Genomic DNA, 22,663 nt, shown 5'->3' on the forward strand with positions numbered 1-22,663 from the left:
CGCCGCCCCCCCTGGCGCGGGGGGGGGGGCGTGTGGCCCCCCTAACCCCCCCCCCCCCCCCCCCGGCGGGGGGGGGGCCCCCCCCCCGGGGGGCGGGGGGGGGGCCCCCCCCCCCACGACGGATCAGACGCTGCTGCTGCCGATCTTGACTCCGTGCTCGGCCGCGAGGCGGTGCAGGTCGTCCAGCTCGCTCTGCTCGACGTCCGCGAGGAAGTCGTCGCCCGTCTCCCGAGCCCTGGTGAGGTCGGACTCGGTGGTCTTGATCCGTTGCAGCAGGCCTGCGGTGAAAGCGTCCATGATGCGCCCCCTCAGCGTGGGTCGGTGGCACGGGGGTGTGCCCGGGGTTTCCCTCCGCGCGATGGCGGTAGGGCTGGTGATCACGAGCTCTCCGGGGACGGAGTGGCCTGGGACGCCACATTTCGAGACGTGATCGCGGGTGTGTTTGCGTCCTCCCCGGCCCCCACCTCGGAGAAACCTCAACTGGCCCGGAAATCCTGCGAATTCCCGGGAGGCACAGGTGGGGGAGCGCCGCCTTACCGCCGGTTTATGCGCGTTGCGGGCAGGATGGTGCCGCACACATCCGTACCGATGGGCGGCCCGTGTCACGGACCGTGCGCGCATCGGCACGCACCGCGGTTCCCGCCGCGGTGAAGTTTCCGCCGTAGTGAAGTTTCTGAGGAAGGACAGCGCCGTGCGCGTACTCGTCGTGGAGGACGAGCAGCTGCTCGCCGATGCGGTGGCCACCGGATTGCGTCGTGAGGCCATGGCCGTCGATGTCGTGTACGACGGCGCGGCAGCCCTGGAACGCATCGAGGTCAACGACTACGACGTCGTGGTGCTGGACCGGGATCTCCCCCTGGTGCACGGCGACGACGTCTGCCGCCGGATCGTGGAGCTGGGCATGCCGACCCGGGTGCTCATGCTCACCGCGTCCGGGGACGTCAGCGACCGGGTGGAGGGTCTGGAACTGGGGGCCGACGACTACCTGCCCAAGCCGTTCGCGTTCAGCGAGCTGACCGCGCGGGTGCGCGCACTGGGCCGACGCACGACGGTGGCGCTGCCGCCCGTCCTGGAACGGGCGGGCATCAAGCTGGACCCCAATCGCCGCGAGGTCTTCCGGGGCGAGGCCGAGATCCAGCTCGCGCCGAAGGAGTTCGCCGTGCTGGAGGTGCTGATGCGCAGCGAGGGCGCGGTCGTCTCGGCCGAGCAGCTGCTGGAGAAGGCCTGGGACGAGAACACCGACCCGTTCACCAACGTCGTGCGGGTGACGGTCATGACACTGCGCCGCAAACTCGGCGAGCCCCCGGTGATCGTGACCGTGCCCGGCTCCGGCTACCGGATCTGAGCGCCGGTGCCCAGCGTCCAGGCGCCCCCGCCGGCGCCCCCCAAGCCCACCTGGGAACCCAAGCAGCAGGAGCCGCCCTACTGGCTGCGCCCCACCATCCGGATACGGCTCACGCTGCTCTACGGCGGCATGTTCCTGATCGCCGGCATCCTGCTGCTGTCGATCATCTACATGCTGGCAGCCCAGGCCCTGCACGTGGGCAGCGAGCTGCCGTTCAAGATCGTGAACAATCAGCTCACCAGCAGCGTGTGCGATTTCAGCGGGGTGACCACGTCGGAGGCCATCAACACGGCGATGAACTCCTGCGTGAACCACCAGCGACAGCAGGCGCTGGACACGCTGCTGAACCGGTCACTGCTGGCCCTGGTCGGCCTCAGCGTCATCGCGTTCGCCTTCGGGTACGCGATGGCGGGCCGGGTGCTCTCCCCGCTGGGCCGGATCACCCGTACCGCCCGCAGGGTGGCCGGAACGGACCTGTCCCGCCGCATCGAGCTGGACGGCCCGGACGACGAGCTGAAGGAGCTCGCCGACACCTTCGACGAGATGCTCGACCGCCTGGAGCGGGCCTTCACGGCCCAGCAGCGCTTCGTCGGCAACGCCTCGCACGAGCTGCGCACGCCGCTCGCGATCAACCGCACCCTGCTGGAGGTCCACCTCTCGGACCCGCAGGCTCCGCCGGAGCTGAAACAGCTGGGAAAGACCCTGCTGGCCACCAATGAGCGCAGCGAGCAGCTGGTGGAGGGACTGCTGCTGCTCGCCCGCAGCGACAACCAGATCGTCGAGCGCAAGCCGGTCGACCTCGCCGAGGTCGCCTCCCGGGCCATCGACCAGACGCGTGCCGAGGCCGAGGAGCGCGGCGTGGAGATCCGCGGCGAACGGACCTCGGCCGTCATCCAGGGCAACGGTGTCCTGCTGGAGCGGATCGCGCTGAACCTCGTGCAGAACGCCGTGCGGTACAACATTCCCGAAGGCGGCTGGGTGGAGGTCGTCACCGAGCTCCAGTCCGGTCATGCCGTGCTGGTGGTATCGAACACGGGCCCGGTGGTGCCCGCGTACGAGATCGACAACCTCTTCGAGCCCTTCAAACGGCTGCGTACGGAGCGAACGGGCAGCGACAAGGGGGTCGGGCTCGGCCTGTCGATCGCCCGGTCCGTGGCGCGCGCCCACGGCGGCCGTATCGTCGCGGATCCGAGGGAAGGGGGCGGCCTTGTGATGCGTGTCTCATTGCCGGTCTGACCGGCCGGACGGAGCGCCGCGCACCCGAAAAGTTTTGTTCGCTTTGGGCGGAATTTTCGGGACCTGTGACCGACGTGGTCGTGTGTGATCGATCACAGAGGAGAATGTCCGGACCTCAACGCTCCGTGATCGGCACAGTAGCCGGAAACCCCGCAAAAATCAGGGTTTCCCGGGTCCGATATCACGGGAAGTACACGGGGTGGCGCCTGTGGGACACGACGCCGGGACCGTGTACGGTCCCCATCGCCACCCAAGCCGATCACTCCCGAGCGGTCCTTTTGGGTGTCGATTGAGTAACAGACCTTGATGTGAGGCAAAATCTCCGCCTCGGGTCGGGCACAAGTCCGGCCTCTCACGCGTTACGTGCGCTGAGACACCGCAGACACCCAGAGGGGGAGAGCGACATGGCAACGGATTACGACACCCCACGCAAGACCGACGACGACGTCGATCAGGACAGCCTCGAAGAGCTGAAGGCCCGCCGGAGCGACAAGACGGCGTCCGCCGTCGACGTCGACGAGTTCGACGCGGCTGAAGGGCTGGAACTGCCCGGCGCAGACCTGTCCAACGAAGAGCTGGCCGTCAGGGTCCTGCCGAAGCAGGCCGACGAGTTCACGTGCATGAGCTGTTTCCTCGTACACCACAGGAGCCAGCTGGCGCGCGAGAAGAACGGCCAGCCGATCTGCCGCGACTGCGACTAGGCCGAGTCGGCCGTGGCAGGCGACAAACCGTTCCGGAAGCGACGCCTGCGGCGCAAGAAGTCGTCGGAGGCGGAACAGGGCGGACCGGTCCCGGCAGAGCGCACCACAGCGTCTGCCGAGCGGTCCGCCCTGCCACCAACCCCGGGCGAGCGTGACGACGAGCGAGGCCGACCGGCCTCGCTCGAAGCAGCCGCGGCATTCGAAGCGGCAGCGGCGGCCGTGGGACATGACGGAACGGAACCGGCCGATACGGCCGGAGAGCTCGACAGGACGGGGCCCATGACCGGGGCGCGCCGTCCGGGTTCGGTGAGACGGGGCGTTCGCAGGAGCGGGGAGAACGCGAGGGCCGTGATCGGTCGCATCGCCGACCTGATCATCGCGTCCGCTCCCCGCGTCCCCGTGCGCGACCTCGCGACGTTGCGCGGGCAGTTCCCGGGCCTCGGCCCGGAGGAGCTCGCCGACAAGCTCGTGGCGGGCGCGAGCAGGGCCACCGCCACCGTCGGTGCCGGAATCGGCGCGGCGGCCATGATGCCGGTACCGCCCGCGATGCTCGCCGAGCTGACGGCCGAGATCACCGGTGTGGCCGCGATCGAGATGAAGCTCGTCGCGGAACTGCACGAGGTCTACGGACTGCGTCCGCCGGGCGGGCTCCCCCAACGGTCCACCGCCTACCTCTCGTCCTGGACGGAGGAACGCGGCATCGACATCGCCCAGCCCCTGACGATCAACGCGGCACTGGGCAGCCGGACGAAACACGAATTGCGCAGGCAGGTCATGAAGCGCATGGCACGCGACGTGCCGAACCTGATCCCGTTCATGATCGGCGCCGCCGTCGGCGCGATGATGAACCGGCGCGACACCAGAAGAGTCGCCGAGCGGATCAGGAACGACCTGCGCGAGCGCCAGGTCCCCTGGGACCGGCTCCCGGTACCGCCGCCGCCCCCGGAACGCACGCGGGGCCCGCGCAAGGCCCTGCCGGGGAAACCGACGGGCTGACCGGGCCACGGAGCGCCCGGGGCACGAAGCCCCGAAGCTCGTGGAGAGGCACGGACAGGGGCGGTGCGGGTCCCCGGGACGGGGCGAATCCCGCAGCGCCGACGGACCCCGGAGCCCGGAAGTCAGGCGCGCGCCTCGCCGAGGGCGTCGACCAGGGCCTGCGGCTCCCGGGTCGACAGATAGACGTACGGGGTCGGGTCCTGCGGGTCGGTGACCTCCACCCGGACCGCCGTCGGGATGTAGCTGCGCAGCAGCATGAACGCACGGGTGTCCGCCTTGTACGAGCGCCACGCGCGCGCCTCGTCGGCGTCCAGCACCTCGGCCTCACCGAGCGCCGACACCGGAATGCGGGCGTCCCCGGCCACCAGGGACCCCGCCGCCACCCGGATCCTGGCCGAGCCGTACGAGCTCACCGCGACCGCCGACAGTGCGGTGCCGCCCACCAGACCGGCCAGCAGCGGCACGGTGCCGAGCGGCAGCAGCATCAGCGCGCAGGCGATACCGATCAGGAAGGCGATGAGCCACCACGAACGGGGCGCGGTCAGTCGTTCGTCGAAGGGCGGGGCGGAAGGCTGCATGAACCCAAGCTTGGCACGGTGCGCCGCGACACCGACGGCGCGGGTAAGGTCTGCGCCTGTGAGTGGAACATCTGCGGCCCTGAATCCCCCCGCCGACGCGGTGAAACCCGTCCGGCACCCCGAAGCCCCGGCGCCCGGTGAGCTCCTCGGCGCGCACTACGAACACTGTTTCGGCTGTGGCGGGTCGCAGTCGCACGGGCTGCACCTCCAGGCACGGGCCGGCGAGGGCGTGAGCGTCACCGCCGAGTTCACCGTGAAGGCGGCGCACCAGGGAGCCCCGGGGCTGGCGCACGGCGGCATCCTGACCACCGCGCTGGACGAGACGCTCGGCTCGCTGAACTGGCTGCTGCGGGTGATCGCGGTGACCGGGCGGCTGGAGACCGACTTCGTGCGACCGGTCCCGGTGGACACCGTGCTGCATCTCGACGCCGAGATCACCGCGGTGCACGGCCGCAAGATCTACTCCCGGGCGATCGGCCGGATAGGGGGCCCGGACGGCCCGGTGGCGGTCCGTGCCGAGGCGCTGTTCATCGAGGTGAAGGTCGACCACTTCATCGAGAACGGTCGCCCGGCCGAGATCGAGGCCGCGATGGCCGACCCGGACCAGGTCCGGCGCGCCCGTGCGTTCGAGGTGAACCCCTGATGCGGCCGCCCGTGGACGTACTGATCCGCCGGGTCGACCCGGCGGTGCCGATTCCGGCCTACGGGCACCCCGGTGACGCCGGGGTCGACCTGGTGACCACCGAGCCCGCCGAGCTCGCCCCGGGCGAGCGGGTGATGCTGCCGACCGGGGTGTCGATCGCGCTGCCCGACGGGTACGCCGCGTTCGTGCACCCGCGGTCCGGGCTCGCGGCCCGCTGCGGAGTCGCACTCGTGAACGCCCCGGGGACGGTCGATGCCGGGTACCGTGGAGAGATCAAGGTGATCGTCATCAACCTCGACCCGCGCGAGCCGGTGCGGTTCGAGAGGTTCGACCGGATTGCCCAGCTGGTGGTGCAGCGGGTCGAGAAGGTGCGCTTCCACGAGGTGACCGAGTTGCCCGGTTCGGCCCGTGGCGAGGGTGGCTTCGGATCCACCGGGGGCCACGCCTCCGGTGCGGTCGATGGCGTCGGGGGCGGGATCAACCAGGGCGGAAACAGCTACGCTTCGGTCGTACCCGACCGGGAAGGACAGTGACGTGTTCGGACGTCGCAAGAAGAGTGGTTCCGCCGAGGACGTGGCGGACGAAGCGCGCGAGGCCGAGCAGGTCGTCGACGAGCTCGATGACACCGACGGGGCCGACAGCGGCCCGCGCCGGGTGAACCTCCCGCCGGCGCCGCGGCCGGACGGACCGTGGGACATCACCGAGGTCTCGGAGCCCGGCGAGGGCCGGGTCGACCTGGGCGGCATCTTCGTGCCCGGTGTCGAGGGCATGGAGCTGCGCGTCGAGGTCGCCGGTGACGCGATCGTCGCCGCGACCGTGGTGCTGCGCGACAGCGCCGTGCAGCTCCAGGCGTTCGCGGCCCCCAAGAAGGAGGGCATCTGGGGCGAGGTCCGCGAGGAGATCGCCTCGGGCATCACCCAGCAGGGCGGGATCATCGACGAGGTCGAGGGCCCGCTGGGCTGGGAGTTGCGGGCCCAGGTCCCCGTACAGCTCCCGGACGGGACGAACGGCGTGCAGCTCGTGCGTTTCGTCGGCGTCGACGGGCCGCGTTGGTTCCTGCGTGGAGTGATCTCCGGCCAGGGCGCCGTGCAGCCGGAGGCCGCGGGGCTGCTGGAGACGGTTTTCCGGGACACCGTGGTCGTCCGCGGCGAGGGCCCGATGGCGCCGCGCGATCCGATCGTCCTCAAGCTCCCCAACGACGCCCAGATGGTGCCCGAGGGAGTCCAGCAGGAGAGCCAGGAGAACTCCAAGTTCTCCGGCGGCATGGGTCAGCTCCAGCGCGGCCCGGAGATCACCGAGGTGCGCTGAGCCGAGGTGCGTCGAGTGGCTCGCTCGCGCGGGCCGCGCCCCGTCGGCTGAGGGCCGGTGGGTGGCTTCCCTTTCCGGAAGGGGAGCCACCCACCGGCCCTTTTCGCGTTCCCGGCAGGGGAGGGACAGGGGCGCACGAGGGCGCGTGTATGGGGCGCGTATGGGGCACGTCAGCGCGTCGTCAAGGGCTCGCCGTTCCCCGTAAGGGAGCCATCAACACAGGTCGAAACGGGTGCGACGAGAGGTTTCCTCAAGAGGTCAGAGAATCCGTACCTCATCCAGGAGCACACGATGGCTGATGTGGCCTTCGTCGTCGTCACGATCGCGGTGTTCGCGCTGGTGGCCCTCATAGCGAAGGGGGTGGCCAGGCTGTGACCGCCGAAAACGTGGTCGGCCTCGTCGTGGCCGTCGCCCTGCTGGGCTATCTCGTCCTCGCCCTTCTGTACCCGGAGAGGTTCTGAGCCCGATATGAGTTCCGTCCTCGCCGGTGTGCTCCAGGTCCTCGCGCTCGTCGTGGCGCTGGGACTGGTGTACCGGCCGCTCGGCGACCACATGGCCCGCGTCTACTGCTCCACGAAGCACCTCCGGGTCGAGAAGTGGATGTACCGGGCCATCGGCGCCAACCCCGACACCGAGATGCGCTGGCCCGCGTATCTGCGCGGTGTGCTCGCCTTCTCCGCGGTGGGCGTCCTGCTCCTCTACCTCCTCCAGCGGCTCCAGGGCAGCCTGCCCGGGTCCCTGGGCTTCGCCTCGATCACCCCCGACCAGGCGTTCAACACCGCGGCCTCGTTCGTCGCGAACACCAACTGGCAGTCCTACGCGGGCGAACAGGCCATGGGCCACGTCGTCCAGACCGGCGGCCTGGCGGTGCAGAACTTCGTCTCCGCCGCCGTCGGCATCGCCGTCGCCGTCGCCCTGGTAAGGGGCTTCGCCAGGTCCCGCACCGGCGAACTCGGCAACTTCTGGGCCGACCTGGTGCGCGGCACCGTCCGCGTCCTGCTGCCGCTCTCCGTCGTCGGCGCACTGGTGCTGGTCGCCTGCGGCGCCATCCAGAACTTCGCGGGCATCCACGAGGTCGGTCAGTTCATGGGCGGCCCGCAGCAGTGGAACGGCGGCGCGGTGGCCTCGCAGGAGGTCATCAAGGAGTTGGGCACGAACGGCGGCGGCTACTTCAACGCCAACTCGGCCCACCCCTTCGAGAACCCCAACGGGCTGTCCAACCTCTTCGAGATCTTCCTGATCCTGGTCATCCCGACCGCGCTGACCAGGACGTTCGGCCGGATGGTCGGTTCGACGAAGCAGGGCTACGCGATCCTCGGGGCGATGGGGGGCATCTGGCTCGGCTTCACCGCCCTGATGATGTGGACCGAATTCGCCCACCACGGGCCCGCGTTCGAGCTCGCCGGCGGGGCGATGGAGGGCAAGGAGACCCGGTTCGGGATCGCCGGCTCGTCGATCTTCGCCGTCGCCACCACCCTCACCTCCACCGGCGCGGTGAACTCCTTCCACTCCTCGTACACGGGGTTCGGCGGCGGGATCGCGATGCTGGGGATGCAACTCGGCGAGGTCGCGCCCGGCGGTGTCGGGTCCGGCCTCTACGGAATGCTGATCGTGGCGGTCATCGCGGTGTTCCTCGCGGGGCTGATGGTCGGCCGCACACCCGAGTACCTCGGCAAGAAGATCGGTACCCGCGAGATCAAGCTCGCCGCCTGCTACATCCTGATCACCCCGGCGCTGGTGCTCTGCTTCACCGCCCTGGCCCTCGTCCTGCCCACCCCGCCCCATTCGATCCTCAATCCGGGCGCGCACGGCTTCTCCGAGGTGCTGTACGCGTACACCTCCGGCGCGAACAACAACGGTTCCGCGTTCGCCGGGCTGAACGCGAACACCCAGTGGTTCAACACGACCATCGGTCTCGCGATGCTGCTCGGCCGGTTCCTGCCCATGGTGTTCGTCCTCGCGCTGGCCGGCTCGCTGGCCGGGCAGCGGCCCGTACCGGTGACCGCCGGAACCCTCGCCACCCACAAACCGCTCTTCAGCGGACTGCTGGTCGGCACGGTGCTGATCGTCGCCGCGCTTACCTACTTCCCGGCCCTGGCGCTGGGGCCGCTGGCCGAAGGGCTGGCGTCATGACCACTCGTACGGAGCAAGAGGACGCGATGTCCACTGTCACCCCCACCCGGGCACCGCACCGGGACGCACCCACCGGTCGCTCGGGCGAAGGCCGCGTCGGCGGGGGCCTGTTCGATCCCCGGCAACTGCTCACGTCCATCCCGGGCGCGCTGCGCAAGCTCGATCCCCGGGTGATGGCCAAGTCCCCGGTGATGTTCGTGGTCCTGGTCGGTTCGGTGTTCACCACCGTGCTGGCCTGCCTCGACCCGGGCGAATGGTTCGGCTGGGCGATCGCCGCCTGGCTGTGGCTGACCACGATCTTCGCCAACCTGGCGGAGGCGGTCGCCGAGGGACGCGGCAAGGCGCAGGCCGACACCCTGCGCCGGGCCCGCACCGACACCGCCGCCCGCCGGATCATCGGCAGGAACGAGGAGCGGGTACCGGGCACCGAGCTGCGCATCGGTGATCAGGTGGTCTGCGAGGCCGGAGACGTCATCCCCGGTGACGGGGACGTCATCGAGGGCGTCGCGAGCGTCGACGAGTCCGCCATCACGGGCGAGTCGGCGCCCGTCATCCGGGAGTCGGGCGGCGACCGCAGCGCCGTCACCGGAGGCACGAAGGTGCTCTCCGACCGCATCGTCATCAAAATCACCACCAGGCCCGGTGAGACGTTCATCGACCGGATGATCTCCCTCGTCGAGGGCGCCGCACGGCAGAAGACGCCCAACGAGATCGCGCTGAACATCCTGCTGGCGTCCCTCACCATCGTCTTCCTGCTCGCCGTCGTCACCCTCCAGCCGTTCGCGGTCCACGCCGGACGGGAGCAGTCGATGATCGTGCTCACCGCACTGCTCGTCTGCCTCATCCCGACCACCATCGGCGCCCTGCTCTCCGCGATCGGCATCGCGGGCATGGACCGGCTGGTGCAGCGCAACGTGCTCGCCATGTCGGGGCGCGCGGTCGAGGCCGCCGGAGACGTCTCCACCCTGCTGCTCGACAAGACCGGCACCATCACGCTCGGCAACCGCCGGGCCGCCGAGTTCCTCCCCGTCGCGGGCACCACCGCGGCCGAACTGGCGGATGCCGCACAGCTTTCCTCGCTGGCCGACGAGACCCCCGAGGGCCGCTCGATCGTCGTCCTCGCCAAGGAGCGGTACGGGCTGCGCGAACGCCACCGGGGCGAGCTGCGGCAGGCCGACTGGGTCGCCTTCACCGCCCAGACCCGGATGTCCGGCGTGGACGTCGACGGGCGCAGGGTCCGCAAGGGCGCGACCGGTTCGGTCACCGCCTGGGTCCAGGAGTGCGGCGGCAGCGTCGCCCCGGAGGTGCGGGAACTCACCGACCGGATCTCCGGGGCCGGTGGCACACCGCTGCTGGTGGCACTGGAGGACGGGCGCGGAGCCCGCGTCCTGGGCGTCGTCCACCTCAAGGACGTCGTCAAGGAGGGCATGCGGGAGCGGTTCGACGAACTGCGCCGGATGGGCATCAGGACGGTCATGATCACGGGCGACAACCCGCTGACCGCGAAGGCCATCGCCGAGGAGGCGGGCGTCGACGACTTCCTCGCCGAGGCCACCCCCGAGGACAAGATGGCCCTCATCAAGCGCGAGCAGGCGGGCGGCAAACTCGTCGCGATGACGGGCGACGGCACCAACGACGCCCCGGCGCTGGCCCAGGCGGATGTCGGCGTGGCCATGAACACCGGCACCTCGGCCGCGAAGGAGGCCGGGAACATGGTGGACCTGGACTCCAACCCGACGAAACTCATCGAGATCGTCGAGATCGGAAAGCAACTGCTCATCACCCGGGGCGCGCTGACGACGTTCTCGATCGCCAACGACGTCGCGAAGTACTTCGCGATCATCCCGGCGATGTTCGCGGCGGTCTACCCGGGTCTGGACAAGCTCAACATCATGCAACTGTCCTCGCCGCAGTCCGCGATCCTGTCGGCGGTCGTCTTCAACGCGCTGATCATCGTCGCGCTGGTCCCGCTCGCCCTGAAGGGCGTGCGCTACCGGCCCAGCAGCGCCGACTCGATGCTCCGCCGCAACCTCGGGCTCTACGGACTCGGCGGCCTGGTCGCCCCGTTCGTCGGCATCAAGATCATCGATCTGATCATCTCCCTCGTCCCCGGACTGAACTGACCCCCGCCCCGGGACCGAGCACGAAGCGTGTCCCCCGGACCGGACCGGATCCTGTTCCGGATCCTTTTCCGGGGACCGGACCGAATCCCGTGTCCCGGGCCGACCCCATGAGGGATTGGCTGAGCTGCCATGAACAACTCCGTAGCAAACACCGCCCGGTTGCTCTGGGCGGGACTGCGTGCCCTGCTCGTCCTCACCGTCCTCTGCGGCGTGCTCTACCCGCTCGCCGTGACGGGCGTCGCCCAGGGCGTTCTTCCCCACCAGGCCAACGGTTCCGAGATCAGTGCCGGCGGCAGGGTCGTCGGCTCCGCACTCATCGGACAGCGCTACGACCTGCCGCCGACGAAGGGGCAGGCGACCGCGGCCCCGGACCTGCGATGGTTCCAGCCGCGCCCCTCCGACGGTCTCGCCACCAACAGCGTCAACACCCAGTACAAGCTGCTCGTCTCCGGTGCGACCAACCTCGCCGGTGACAACAGCGAACTCGTCGCCGAGGTGAAGGCAGCCAAGGCCGCCGTCGTCAAGGACAACTCCGTCCCCGGCCACCCGGTGAACCCCGCCGAGGTACCGGCCGACGCCGTCACCTCCTCCGGCTCCGGCCTCGACCCCGGGATCTCACCGGCCTACGCGCGGCTGCAGGTGCGCCGCGTGGCCGAGCGGAACCACCTCGGCGTCGACCGGGTGGAGAAGCTCGTCGAACAGCAGACAGACGGCCGGATCCTCGGCTTCGTCGGGGAGCCGACGGTCAATGTGCTGCGGCTCAACATCGCGCTCGGACAGTTGGTGGGCAGGGGGTGAGGGCGGGCGGACGGGGCAGTGCCGACGCCACCGGGGCGTCGGCACTGCCCCGTACCGGCGTTACCCGGCCGCGTCGGCCGACTCGGCCAGGCTGCCCGGATACAGGTACTTCTCCGGCGGGACGACCGTGCCGTCGACCCACGCCGCGAAGAAACCCCTGAGGTCCTGGCCCGAGACCTTCGCCGCCAGCGCCTCGAACCGCCGGAACGAGGCATTGCCGTACGCGTGGTCGTGCGTCCAGGTCCGCAGCGTCCCGAAGAACGCCTCGTCGCCCACCGTACGGCGCAGGGCGTGCAGCATCAGGGACCCCTTGGAGTACAGCGCCGGGTCCAGCTCCCTGCCCGGGCCCGGGTCGTAGAGCCGGACGGACCAGAACGACGGGTCGTTCCGGTAGTCCTCCACCTCGGACCGGTAGTAGTACGTGTCCAGATCGGCGCCCTTGTGCTCCTCCCACAACTGCCCGGCGTACTGGGCGAAGCACTCCGCCACGCAGCCGTCCCGCCAGTCCTCGAACGAGACGCTGTCGCCGAACCACTGATGGGTGTTCTCGTGGACCACCGACGCGTCGAAGAGCATCGCCCCGTAGGTGGGGCGGCTCTGCGTCTCCAGCGCGAGAGGGCCGTTGGCCGGCTCCTTGGTGGCCCCGACCACGATCGCGCCGGCGGAGGAGAAGGGGTACGGGCCGAACTTCGAGGCGAGGAAGTCCAGGATCTCGGTCTGCTCGGCCTCCGCGTCCGCGTCGATCACGGCGTCCGGACTGTACGCCGTGATGACGGGCGTTCCGGCGGCCGTCCTGCCCCGGTGCACGGTGAACCGGTCGATGGCGACCGTGCTGAGATAGGTGGCCATCGGCTTGTCCTCGAACCAGCGGAAGGTGCGCCGGCCGTTCTCGGTGGTCTCCGGCCCCGGCAGACCGTTCCCGATCACTTTCCAGCCGTCGGGCACCGTCGCGGTGAGGGCGAAGGTGGCCTTGTCGGACGGGTGGTCGTTGGCCGGGTACCAGGAGGTCGCGGAGTGCGGTTCGCCCGCCACGTACGCGCCGCCGCTCGCCAGGGTGTGCCAGCCCTCGGCGTCGGGCCTGCCCGCGTACGTCACCCGGACCGTGAAGGTCGTGCCCTTCGCGACCGGATGGGCCGGGGTGATCACCAGTTCATGGGCACCGGCCCGGGAGAACGTCTTCGCCGGGGTGCCGTTCACGGCGACCGACGCCACGGTGAACCCCTTGAGGTCCAGGCTGAACCGGTCCAGACGGGTCAGGGCACGGGCGGTGACGGTGGTGTCGCCGTCGAGACGCTCGGTGTGCGCCGGGTCGTAGGCGATCCGGACGTCGTAGTGGGACACGTCGTAGCCGGAGTTGCCGTCGTCGGGGAAGTACGGGTCGCCGACGCCCGGACCACCGATGGCGGCCGAGGCGGGGGAGGCGACCAGGACGACGGCGCTCACCACGGCGGTGGCGAGGGCGGCGACGGTTGTGCGGCGCTGGTTCGGCAGTCTGCGCATGTCTCGATTCCTGGGGTGGTCGGTCGGTGACGGGTCCCGGGACGGTCGGCCGGTGTGCCGTTCTCCCGGGGGCGGGGCGGGGCGGGTTGGCGCCGGAGGTCCCGGGACGGTCGGCGATGACGTGTTCCGGGGGCGGGACGGGTCAGCGCCGGGGAACAGCGGCGGCGAGTTTCCACACCACGCCGACGATGGCGTTGGTGCTGGTCGTCTCCGTCTTCGGGTCGACGTTGGCGAGGTTGTCGCAGGCCTCATGGATGCAGTCCGAGATGCCGGTGCTGAAGCCGGACGACGGGATGCCCGCGTTTCCGAACGACTCGTGGTCCGAACCGCCGACCCCGATGTCGAACGTCGGGACGCCGCGCTCGGCGAACCACGACTCGAACGCCTGCTGGGCCTCCGTCTCGCCGTGCTCGTCGTCGTGGACCACGAGCCACTGATCGGTGTTCCTGCTGCCCGCCTGGTCGAAATTGAGGTAGACGTCGATCCTGCGGCGATCGGCCTCGGAGAGCTTCCCGACGTAGTCCGCCGAACCGATCAGCCCGGGTTCCTCCGCACCCCACCAGGCGAAGCGGAGGTGCCGCTTCGGCTTCAGGCCGGACTCGGCCACCTGGAGGGCGGTGGCCAGGACCGCGGCCGATCCCGACCCGTTGTCGTTGATGCCCGGCCCCTCCGGCACGCTGTCCAGGTGGGCGCCGGTCAGCAGCACGTGGTCCTGATCGCCGCCCGGCCAGTCGGCGATCAGGTTGTGGCCGGTGACACCGGCGTGGGTGAAGGGCGCCAGCCGCGTCCGGAAACCGGCAAGGTCCAGGGCGCGCTTCACGTACGCCACGGACTGCGCGTACCCCTTCGTACCGTGAGCGCGATTGCCGCCGTTGCGGTCGGCGATGCGTTGCAGAGCACGCAGATGGGACATCACCTGCTGCTCGGAGACGGCCGGGACGGCTGGGCTCTGCGCGGTGGCGGGGCCCTGCGCGCTGATGGGCTTCTGCGCGGTGGTGGTGTCCTGGGCGGCGGTGGTGTTCTGTGCGGTGGTGGTGTTCTGCGCGGCGACGGGGGAGACGGGGCTCCGGGGGTGCGCGGTGGCCGTGATGACGGGCACCGTGACCAGGGCGAGGACCAGGACCGGGGCCAGGGGTGCCATGAGGGTTCGGGCGCCGGGGCCGGGAAGACTGCTGCGTGTCGTCATGCGTGCCTTTCGGGACGGGCGGCGGATCCCCCCGCGCCCGAGAGCTTGTCGGGTGACCTTCGACCGGAAAGCGGACGGGGCATGGCGCGTGCGATTCCAAGGCGCTGGCATGGCCCAGCAGCGGAGCTACTCGGTCATCCCGGCAACGCCGGAAGCGTGCGTGCCAGGACGTGGCCGCCCGGCCAGAGGTCACCCGACCGGCTCTGAGGGCGGACGGACCTGCTGACCCCGGCAAGGCTGGCCGCGGCGTGTAAGGAAGTTGTCGGGAAGCCGTCGGAAAGCGATTTTGCCGCCCGGGAGGCCCCCGGAAGCTCGCGGACGGAGGGTTCGTGGACGGAGGCGGACGGGAAATGGGCGGCACCGTGCTCCGGAGCGACGCCGCGGGGCGTGGCGTCAGAATCCTGTCAATTCGGTCTCCGAACCCCACCCCCGCCCTATTTGCCGGAAATCCGCGGGGTAGTTTCGGAGTGGCTGCCGCATCGGCCGCAGCCGGCTTTCGAGAAGACAATGGGGCCATGGCACGCGGCAAGCTTCGGATCTACCTGGGCGCGGCACCCGGCGTCGGCAAGACGTACGCGATGCTCTCCGAGGCCCACCGCAGGGTGGAGCGGGGCACCGACTGCGTCGTCGCCTTCGTGGAACACCACGACCGCCCGCGCACCGAGGTGATGCTGCACGGTCTGGAGCAGATCCGCCGCAGGGAGATCGAGTACCGCGCCACCGTCTTCACCGAGATGGACGTCGACGCCGTCCTGGAACGTGCCCCTGTCGTGGCCCTGGTGGACGAACTGGCGCACACCAACGTGCCGGGTTCCCGCAACGCCAAGCGCTGGCAGGACGTCGAGGAGCTCCTGAAGGCCGGGATCGACGTGATCTCGACCGTCAACATCCAGCACCTGGAGTCGCTCGGCGACGTCGTCGAGTCGATAACCGGCGTGCGGCAGCGCGAGACCGTCCCCGACGAAGTCGTCCGCAGGGCCGACCAGATCGAACTCGTCGACATGTCCCCCCAGGCACTGCGCCGCCGGATGGCCCACGGCAACATCTACAAGCCGGACCGGATCGACGCCTCCCTGTCCAACTACTTCCGCCCCGGCAACCTGACCGCACTGCGTGAGCTGGCCCTCCTCTGGGTCGCCGACCGGGTCGACGAGTACCTCCAGCAGTACCGGGGCGAGCACAACATCCGCACCACCTGGCAGGCCCGCGAACGCATCGTGGTCGGACTCACCGGCGGCCCCGAGGGCCGTACGCTGATCCGCCGCGCGTCCCGGATGGCGGCCAAGGGCTCCGGCAGCGAGATCCTCGCCGTCTACATCGCCCGCAGCGACGGGCTGACGTCGGCCTCGCCCAAGGAGCTCACCGTCCAGCGCACCCTCGTCGAGGACCTGGGCGGCACCTTCCACCACGTCATAGGCGACGACATACCGTCGGCGCTGCTCGAATTCGCCCGTGGGGTGAACGCCACGCAGATCGTCCTCGGCTCCAGCCGACGCAAGGCCTGGCAGTACATCTACGGACCGGGCGTCGGTGCCACCGTCGCCCGGGAGTCGGGCCCCGACCTCGACGTCCACATCGTCACCCACGAAGAGGTAGCCAAGGGGCGCGGGCTGCCGATCGCCCGCGGGGCCCGACTGGGCCGGGTCCGGATCATCTGGGGCTGGCTGTTCGGCGTCGGCGGTCCGGCCCTGCTCACGCTGCTCCTGCGCGGTCTGGACAACGGTCCCGGACTCGCCAACGACGTCCTGCTCTTCCTCTTCATGACGGTTCTCGCGGCCCTGCTCGGCGGGCTGCTGCCCGCCCTCGCGTCGGCCGCCGTCGGCTCCCTGCTGCTGAACTACTGGTTCACCCCGCCCACGCACACCCTGACCGTGCAGGACCCGGAGAACTTCGTCGCCATCGTGATCTTCTTCGCGGTGGCGGTCTCGGTCGCCTCGGTCGTCGACCTCGCGGCCCGCCGTACCCATCAGGCGGCCCGGTTGCGTGCCGAGTCGGAGATCCTCTCCTTCCTGGCCGGCAGCGTGCTGCGCGGCGAGACCACTCTGGACGCGTTGCTGGACCGGGTCCGTGAGACGTTCGGCATGGAGTCCGTCGCCCTGCTGGAGCGGCGCAGCGACGTCGACCCGTGGACCTGTGCCGGGAGCGTCGGACCGGGACCGGTGGAGCGGCCGGAGGACGCCGATGTGGACATGCCGGTCGGCGACCACATGGCGCTCGCGCTCTCCGGCCGGCCGCTGCCCGCCGAGGACCGCCGGGTGCTCGGTGCCTTCGCGGCCCAGGCCGCCGTCGTCCTGGAACGCCAGCGACTCGTCGACGAGGCGGAGGAGGCGCGGCGGCTCGCCGAGGGCAACCGGATCAGGACCGCGCTGCTCGCCGCCGTCAGTCACGACCTGCGCACCCCCCTCGCCGCCATCAAGGCCGCCGTCACCTCGTTGCGATCGGACGACGTCGCCTGGTCCGACGAGGACGAGGCCGAACTGCTGGAGGGCATCGAGAACGGCGCCGACCGGCTCGACCACCTCGTGGGCAACCTGCTGGACATGTCCCGGCTGCAGACCGGCACCGTCACCCCGCTGATTCGCGAGATCGACCTCGACGAGGTGGTCCCGATGGCCCTCGGCGGAGTTCCCGAGGACAGCGTGGACCTGGACATCCCGGAGACCCTGCCGATGGTCGACGTCGATCCCGGACTGCTGGAGCGGGCCGTCGCCAACATCGTCGAGAACGCCGTCAAGTACAGCCCAGACGGGCAGCGCGTCACCGCCGCCGCCAGCGCACTGGGCGAACGCGTCGAACTGCGGGTGGCCGACCGGGGCCCCGGCGTTCCCGACGACGCCAAGGACCGCATCTTCGAGCCCTTCCAGCGCTACGGCGATGCCCCGCGCGGGGCGGGCGTCGGGCTGGGCCTGGCCGTCGCCCGCGGGTTCGTGGAGTCCATGGGCGGCACGCTGGACGCCGAGGACACCCCCGGCGGCGGTCTCACCATGGTGCTGACGCTGAAGGCGGCCCCGGGACATGCCCCGGCCGTCGCCGACCTGCCCGCGCGGACCACCACATGACCGCGCCGGCCACCCCGAGATCTCCGGGCGGCCCCGGGAGGCCGCCGCGCGGCGGAGCCGTACGGCCGAAACGCCGGACCGCACGGACACACCGGAGCCGCAGAGCACGGACAGCGGAAACAGTACGGACAGCAGAGGCAGCAGAGGCAGTAGAAACAGCAGAGGCAGTAGAAACAGCAGAGACAGCAGAGACAGCAGAGACAGCAGAGACAGCAGAGACAGTAGAAACAGCACAGACAGTGGCAGAGCCGTACAGCAGAGGCATCGAGCCGTGCAGCAGAGAGGCAGGACGCCCATGACCCGGGTGCTCGTGGTCGACGACGAGCCGCAGATCGTACGCGCTCTCGTGATCAACCTGAAGGCGCGCAAGTACGAGGTGGACGCCGCGCCCGACGGCGCCACCGCCCTCCAGCTCGCCGCCGCCCGCCACCCCGACGTCGTCGTCCTCGACCTCGGACTGCCCGACATGGACGGCGTCGAGGTGATCAGGGGGCTGCGCGGCTGGACCCGGGTGCCGATCCTGGTGCTCTCCGCTCGCCACACTTCCGACGAGAAGGTCGAGGCGCTGGACGCCGGAGCGGACGACTACGTCACCAAGCCGTTCGGCATGGACGAACTCCTGGCCCGGCTGCGGGCCGCCGTACGCCGCGCCGAACCCGTCGGAGGGCAGGGCACCGACGACGTGGTGATGGTCGAGACCGAGGGATTCACCGTCGATCTGGCGGCGAAGAAGGTCCACCGCGCGGGCCGCGATGTGCGTCTCACCCCCACTGAGTGGCACCTGCTGGAGGTCCTGGTCCGCAACAGCGGCCGACTGGTCAGCCAGAAGCAGCTTCTCCAGGAGGTCTGGGGGCCCTCGTACGGGACCGAGACCAACTACCTGCGGGTCTACATGGCACAACTCAGGCGCAAGCTGGAGACCGATCCCTCGCACCCCCGGCACTTCGTCACCGAACCGGGGATGGGGTACCGCTTCGAGCGCGGCTGAACGGGCGGGAATCCGCCGACCGCGGGATGCCCGGCCGGCGCGGCGGGGGATCGGCGGGGCGCGGGCGGCTGCCGTGCGAGGGGCCTGTTGGATGACTCGTTCGAGTGAGACGGGGGACACCCGCCCGGGGCACGGGAGACCGGTACCCTTCGGGTATGAGTGCTGTTCCTCGATCCGAGAAGTCCGGCAAGGCGGAGAAGCCTTCCGGTCGCTTTCGCCGGATGCTCGACCGGTTGTCCAGCTCGCAGGAGGATCTGGAGTCCGAGGAGCTGCAGGAGGACGCGCAGGCTTCGGGGTGCACCCGGATCTCCGAATGCACCGACCGGCAGATCGTGAAGGTGACTGGTACCTTGCGGACGGTCACCCTGCGGCCGCGCGCCGGAGTCCCCGCCCTGGAGGCGGAGCTGTTCGACGGCACCGCGCCGCTGGACGTGGTCTGGCTCGGCCGACGCTCCATCGTCGGCATAGAGCCGGGTCGCAGGCTCATCGCCTCGGGCCGGATCGCCATGAGTCACGGACGCCGGGTGCTGTTCAATCCCAAATACGAACTCCGACCGCTCGGCAAGGAGTAGCCGGTGACGTCTCTCGACAAGCCGTCGTCCGACACGGAACGCATCGCCCGCACCGACCACCAGGAGGCCGAAGCGAAAGCGGTCACCGAGGCAGCGCTCTTCGAAGCGTTCGGCGGTGTCCGGGGGATGGTGGAGACAGTTCTTCCGGGGCTGCTCTTCGTCACGATCTTCACGATCAACAAGGACCTGCACGTCTCGGCCATCGCGGCCCTGGTGGTGTCCCTGGTCCTCGTCGCCGTACGACTGATCCGCAAGGACACCGTCAAGCACGCCTTCAGCGGCGTCTTCGGCGTGGCCTTCGGCGTGGTCTTCGCGATGATGACCGGCAACGCCAAGGACTTCTACCTGCCGGGCATGGTGTACACGCTGGGCCTGGCACTGGCCTACCTGATCACCACTCTTGCCGGGGTGCCGCTGATCGGGCTGATCCTTGGGCCTGTGTTCAAGGAGAACCTCTCCTGGCGTACCAGGAACCCCGGCCGCAAGAAGGCGTATGCCAAGGCCAGCTATGCCTGGGGACTGATCCTGCTCGCCAAGTGCGCGATCCTCTTCCCGCTGTACTGGTGGGCCGACACCACTCAGCTCGGCTGGGTGCTGGTCGCCCTGAAGATCCCGCCGTTCCTGCTTGCCGTATACCTGACCTGGGTCTTCCTCGCCAAGGCCCCGCCGCCGATCGACGTCTTCGCCGAGATGGAGGCGGAGGAGGAGGCCGAGAAGGCCCGCAAGGCGCAGGAGGCGGCCGTCGCGCCCCGGAACCAGGAGTTCTGACCAACCCGCGACAGCGACCCGGAAGCGGAGAGCGCGAGCGGGAAGCCACAGCCGGAAGCGGAGAGCGGGAGCGCGAGCGGGAAGCCACAGCCGGAGGGCCCGGAACCGTGTGGAACGGTTCCGGGCCCTCCGGCTGTCGTACACGCGGGTCGTACACGTCCCGGTGGTACGCCTCCGCGTCGTGCGTCAGTCCGCGGAGCCGCCGCCGCCCCGGCGCACCGACAACAGGTCCTCCAGCTGCTCCTCGCGGGCCTGCGCGGCAACGAACAGCAGCTCGTCGCCCGCCTCCAGCGTCTCCTCGGTGCTCGGCGTCAGCACGCGCTGCCCGCGGATGATGGTGACCAGCGAGGTGTCCTCGGGCCAGGCCACTTCACCGACCTGGGTTCCGGCCAGCGCCGACTCCGGCGGCAGCGTCAGCTCGACCAGATTGGCGTCACCATGGCTGAAGCGCAGCAGCCGTACCAGGTCGCCGACGCTCACCGCCTCCTCGACCAGGGCCGACATCAGGCGAGGGGTGGACACCGCCACATCGACGCCCCACGCCTCGTTGAACAGCCACTCGTTCTTCGGGTTGTTCACCCGGGCGACGACCCTCGGCACGCCGTACTCGGTCTTGGCGAGCAGCGAGACGACGAGGTTCACCTTGTCGTCGCCGGTCGCCGCGATCACGACGCTGCAGCGCTGGAGCGCCGCCTCGTCGAGCGAGGTGATCTCGCAGGCGTCGGCCAGCAGCCACTCCGCCATCGGCACCCGCTCCACCGAGATGGCCGTCGGAGCCTTGTCGACGAGCAGGACCTCGTGCCCGTTCTCCAGCAACTCGCCGGCGATGGAACGGCCCACCGCGCCGGCACCGGCAATCGCGACACGCATCAGTGACCGCCCTCCTCGGGCCCTTCGGCGAAGGCTGCCTCGACCTGTGCGATCTCGTCCGTACGCATCATCACGTGGACCAGGTCGCCCTCCTGCAGCACCGTCTGCGAGCTGGGCAGTATGGCTTCGCCCAACCGGGTGAGGAACGCCACGCGGACGCCCGTCTCCTCCTGCAGGGTGCTGATCTTGTGGCCGATCCAGGAGGGAGTGGTGTGCACCTCAGCGAGCTGTACACCACCGCTCGGATCGCGCCACAGCGGCTCCGCGCCCGACGGCAGCAGCCGCCGCAGCATCTGGTCCGCGGTCCAGCGCACGGTGGCGACCGTGGGAATGCCGAGACGCTGGTAGACCTCGGCACGGCGGGGGTCGTAGATCCGCGCCGCGACGTTCTCGATGCCGAACATCTCGCGGGCCACCCGGGCGGCGATGATGTTCGAGTTGTCGCCGCTGCTCACCGCGGCGAACGCGCCGGCTTCCTCGATTCCGGCCTCGCGGAGGGTGTCCTGGTCGAAGCCGACCCCGGTCACGCGTCGCCCGCCGAAACCCGACCCGAGGCGCCGGAAGGCCGTGGGGTCCTGATCCACGACGGCGACCGTGTGCCCCTGCTGCTCCAGGGTCTGCGCGAGAGCGGCTCCCACTCGCCCGCAGCCCATGATGACGATGTGCACCTTGTGCCTACCTCGCAGTCCTGGTCATCCGGCTGACCTGCGAAAACACCCTGCTCACACTTCTTCCTCAGCTTGCCGGGCAAAACAACGGGGCAACGGTTCGTCCCGTTGCCCAGGATGAGCTTAAGCGGCGGGGAGCGCGAAGCCTCATCCGGCCGCGTTTTCGTCGTGCCCGGTGACATGGGCGGGCGGCCCGGACACCATCCGCGCCCACCGGCCGGACGCACGGCGATCGCTCCGACCGCCTGACAATCCCTCCCGTCACCTGACGATTCCTCGAACCACGCGACGGACCCTTGAACGAACAATGAACAGACATCTAACATGTCAGTTCATGGAGACCTTGCGCCCGGTCCGACGGACCCTGCTGCGGGACACCGCGTACGAGGCGATCCGGGACGCCATCGTCCGCGGTGACATCCCGCCCGGTGCCCCTGTCCGTGACGCCGACCTCGCCGAACGCCTCGGCCTGTCCCGGGCCCCGGTGCGGGACGCGCTGTCCCGTCTCTCCGGTGAGGGCCTGGTCGAATCCAAGCCGCAGAGCTACACCCGGGTGACCCGGCTGGTCCCGGGTGACGTCCGGGACGCCGCGGCGGTGGTACGGGCGATGCAGGAGCTTGCCGCCAGGACCGCGGTGCCCCGTCTCACGGACGCGGACGTCACCGCGATGCGCGAGGCGAACGACGGCTTCCGGGACGCGACCCGTCGTGGTGACGTGGCGGACGCGCTGCATGCCGACGACCGGCTCCACGGCGTGCTCGTCGCCGCCTGCGGCAACCGTGCCGTGGCCGCCACCGTCGAGCGGTACACGCCTCTGCTGCGACGGCTGGAGTGGCGACAGTTCGGCACGGCGAGCGCGGCGCACGGCTCGGCGGAGCTGCACGACCGGTTGATCGAGGCGTGCGCGGAGCGCGACGCCGACGCGGCGGCCCGGATCACCGCCGAGATCTGGCGGGCGCTCGAAGAACTCGTCGATGACCCGTCCGATGACCCGTCCGATGACCCGGCTGGCGAATCGTCCGAGGCCCCGTCCGAGGCCCCGTCCGACGATCCGGCCGGCGAACTGTCCGGGGCAGTGGCCGACGGAGGACCGTCCCACCCGGTGGCCGAAGCCACGAAGGGGGACGTGGCTCACGCAGGACACACCGGCTGACGGGCTGTCCGGCCGACTCCGTTGACGACCCGGCGGTC

22 protein-coding genes are annotated in these 22,663 nt (G+C 70.2%); 16 read left to right on the forward strand and 6 right to left on the reverse strand.

The window, feature by feature from the left end:
• Positions 1–123: 123 nt before the first annotated feature.
• Positions 124–297 (reverse strand): hypothetical protein, encoded by a 174-nt coding sequence (locus ACF1CT_RS28870; RefSeq protein WP_391786912.1) that lies wholly within the window; start codon positions 295–297, stop codon positions 124–126.
• A gap of 394 nt (positions 298–691) precedes the next feature.
• Between ACF1CT_RS28870 and ACF1CT_RS28875 the strand changes: the two genes are divergently transcribed.
• The 4 genes from ACF1CT_RS28875 (at position 692) to ACF1CT_RS28890 (ending at position 4,278) form a co-directional block, all read left to right on the forward strand.
• Complete coding sequence (locus ACF1CT_RS28875) at positions 692–1,345, forward strand: response regulator transcription factor (protein ID WP_383078773.1); 654 nt, start codon at positions 692–694, stop codon at positions 1,343–1,345.
• Between the two features lie 6 nt (positions 1,346–1,351).
• Positions 1,352–2,581 carry a sensor histidine kinase gene (locus tag ACF1CT_RS28880; RefSeq protein ID WP_391786913.1) on the forward strand — a complete coding sequence of 410 codons (1,230 nt, stop codon included), beginning with the start codon at positions 1,352–1,354 and terminating at the stop codon, positions 2,579–2,581.
• A 404-nt stretch (positions 2,582–2,985) separates the two neighbouring features.
• Positions 2,986–3,282 (forward strand): DUF4193 domain-containing protein, encoded by a 297-nt coding sequence (locus tag ACF1CT_RS28885; protein ID WP_003965732.1) that lies wholly within the window; start codon positions 2,986–2,988, stop codon positions 3,280–3,282.
• A gap of 12 nt (positions 3,283–3,294) precedes the next feature.
• Positions 3,295–4,278, forward strand: a complete 984-nt coding sequence (locus tag ACF1CT_RS28890; protein ID WP_391786914.1) for a hypothetical protein — start codon at positions 3,295–3,297, stop codon at positions 4,276–4,278.
• A gap of 122 nt (positions 4,279–4,400) precedes the next feature.
• Here ACF1CT_RS28890 and ACF1CT_RS28895 read toward each other — a convergent pair whose 3' ends face one another.
• A complete protein-coding gene (locus tag ACF1CT_RS28895; protein WP_391786915.1) occupies positions 4,401–4,856 on the reverse strand; it encodes a DUF3093 domain-containing protein in 456 nt (151 codons plus the stop codon).
• Positions 4,857–4,914: 58 nt separating this feature from the next.
• On the opposite strand from ACF1CT_RS28895, the gene ACF1CT_RS28900 reads away from it, so the two are divergent.
• The 7 genes from ACF1CT_RS28900 to ACF1CT_RS28930 all read left to right on the forward strand — a co-directional run bounded on the left by ACF1CT_RS28900 (position 4,915) and on the right by ACF1CT_RS28930 (position 11,861).
• Positions 4,915–5,499 (forward strand): PaaI family thioesterase, encoded by a 585-nt coding sequence (locus ACF1CT_RS28900; RefSeq protein WP_391786916.1) that lies wholly within the window; start codon positions 4,915–4,917, stop codon positions 5,497–5,499.
• Positions 5,499–6,032 carry a dUTP diphosphatase gene (gene dut, locus ACF1CT_RS28905; RefSeq protein ID WP_391786917.1) on the forward strand — a complete coding sequence of 178 codons (534 nt, stop codon included), beginning with the start codon at positions 5,499–5,501 and terminating at the stop codon, positions 6,030–6,032. Before ACF1CT_RS28900 ends, dut begins: the two co-directional genes overlap by 1 nt.
• A 1-nt stretch (position 6,033) precedes the next feature.
• The gene (locus ACF1CT_RS28910) at positions 6,034–6,807 is read left to right on the forward strand and encodes a DUF3710 domain-containing protein (protein ID WP_391786918.1); all 774 of its coding nucleotides are present in this window, start codon (positions 6,034–6,036) and stop codon (positions 6,805–6,807) included.
• Between the two features lie 371 nt (positions 6,808–7,178).
• Positions 7,179–7,268 (forward strand): K(+)-transporting ATPase subunit F, encoded by a 90-nt coding sequence (gene kdpF, locus ACF1CT_RS28915; RefSeq protein ID WP_037777601.1) that lies wholly within the window; start codon positions 7,179–7,181, stop codon positions 7,266–7,268.
• 7 nt (positions 7,269–7,275) lie between these two features.
• On the forward strand, positions 7,276–8,940 hold the full coding sequence (gene kdpA / locus ACF1CT_RS28920) for a potassium-transporting ATPase subunit KdpA (protein ID WP_391786919.1): 1,665 nt from the start codon (positions 7,276–7,278) through the stop codon (positions 8,938–8,940).
• Positions 8,937–11,063, forward strand: coding sequence for a potassium-transporting ATPase subunit KdpB (gene kdpB / locus ACF1CT_RS28925; protein WP_391786920.1), 2,127 nt, complete (start codon positions 8,937–8,939; stop codon positions 11,061–11,063). The genes kdpA and kdpB overlap by 4 nt, the downstream gene beginning before the upstream one ends.
• Before the next feature lie 129 nt (positions 11,064–11,192).
• On the forward strand, positions 11,193–11,861 hold the full coding sequence (locus tag ACF1CT_RS28930) for a potassium-transporting ATPase subunit C (protein ID WP_391786921.1): 669 nt from the start codon (positions 11,193–11,195) through the stop codon (positions 11,859–11,861).
• Positions 11,862–11,921: 60 nt separating this feature from the next.
• On the opposite strand, the gene ACF1CT_RS28935 is transcribed toward ACF1CT_RS28930, so the two are convergent.
• Positions 11,922–13,361 carry a M1 family metallopeptidase gene (locus tag ACF1CT_RS28935; RefSeq protein ID WP_391786922.1) on the reverse strand — a complete coding sequence of 480 codons (1,440 nt, stop codon included), beginning with the start codon at positions 13,359–13,361 and terminating at the stop codon, positions 11,922–11,924.
• A 142-nt stretch (positions 13,362–13,503) separates the two neighbouring features.
• Entirely contained in the window at positions 13,504–14,547 is a 1,044-nt protein-coding gene (locus tag ACF1CT_RS28940; RefSeq protein ID WP_391786923.1) for a M20/M25/M40 family metallo-hydrolase, read from the reverse strand.
• 515 nt (positions 14,548–15,062) lie between these two features.
• On the opposite strand from ACF1CT_RS28940, the gene ACF1CT_RS28945 reads away from it, so the two are divergent.
• The 4 genes from ACF1CT_RS28945 (at position 15,063) to ACF1CT_RS28960 (ending at position 19,934) form a co-directional block, all read left to right on the forward strand.
• Positions 15,063–17,606: a DUF4118 domain-containing protein gene (locus tag ACF1CT_RS28945; RefSeq protein WP_391786924.1), complete on the forward strand. Its 2,544-nt coding sequence runs from the start codon at positions 15,063–15,065 to the stop codon at positions 17,604–17,606.
• A 295-nt stretch (positions 17,607–17,901) separates the two neighbouring features.
• The gene (locus ACF1CT_RS28950; RefSeq protein WP_391786925.1) at positions 17,902–18,594 is read left to right on the forward strand and encodes a response regulator; all 693 of its coding nucleotides are present in this window, start codon (positions 17,902–17,904) and stop codon (positions 18,592–18,594) included.
• 155 nt (positions 18,595–18,749) lie between these two features.
• Positions 18,750–19,166 carry an OB-fold nucleic acid binding domain-containing protein gene (locus tag ACF1CT_RS28955; protein WP_391786926.1) on the forward strand — a complete coding sequence of 139 codons (417 nt, stop codon included), beginning with the start codon at positions 18,750–18,752 and terminating at the stop codon, positions 19,164–19,166.
• A gap of 3 nt (positions 19,167–19,169) precedes the next feature.
• Positions 19,170–19,934: a DUF3159 domain-containing protein gene (locus ACF1CT_RS28960; RefSeq protein ID WP_391786927.1), complete on the forward strand. Its 765-nt coding sequence runs from the start codon at positions 19,170–19,172 to the stop codon at positions 19,932–19,934.
• Positions 19,935–20,120: 186 nt separating this feature from the next.
• Here the strand turns inward: ACF1CT_RS28960 and ACF1CT_RS28965 are convergent, their stop codons facing one another.
• Positions 20,121–20,804, reverse strand: coding sequence for a potassium channel family protein (locus tag ACF1CT_RS28965; protein ID WP_391786928.1), 684 nt, complete (start codon positions 20,802–20,804; stop codon positions 20,121–20,123).
• A complete protein-coding gene (locus ACF1CT_RS28970) occupies positions 20,804–21,472 on the reverse strand; it encodes a potassium channel family protein (RefSeq protein ID WP_391786929.1) in 669 nt (222 codons plus the stop codon). The genes ACF1CT_RS28965 and ACF1CT_RS28970 overlap by 1 nt, the downstream gene beginning before the upstream one ends.
• 334 nt (positions 21,473–21,806) lie before the next feature.
• Between ACF1CT_RS28970 and ACF1CT_RS28975 the strand changes: the two genes are divergently transcribed.
• Positions 21,807–22,625 (forward strand): GntR family transcriptional regulator, encoded by an 819-nt coding sequence (locus ACF1CT_RS28975; RefSeq protein WP_391786930.1) that lies wholly within the window; start codon positions 21,807–21,809, stop codon positions 22,623–22,625.
• The last annotated feature ends 38 nt before the right edge of the window (positions 22,626–22,663 follow it).

The organism is Streptomyces sp. NPDC014734, assembly GCF_043083325.1.
Classification (GTDB): Bacteria; Actinomycetota; Actinomycetes; order Streptomycetales; family Streptomycetaceae; genus Streptomyces.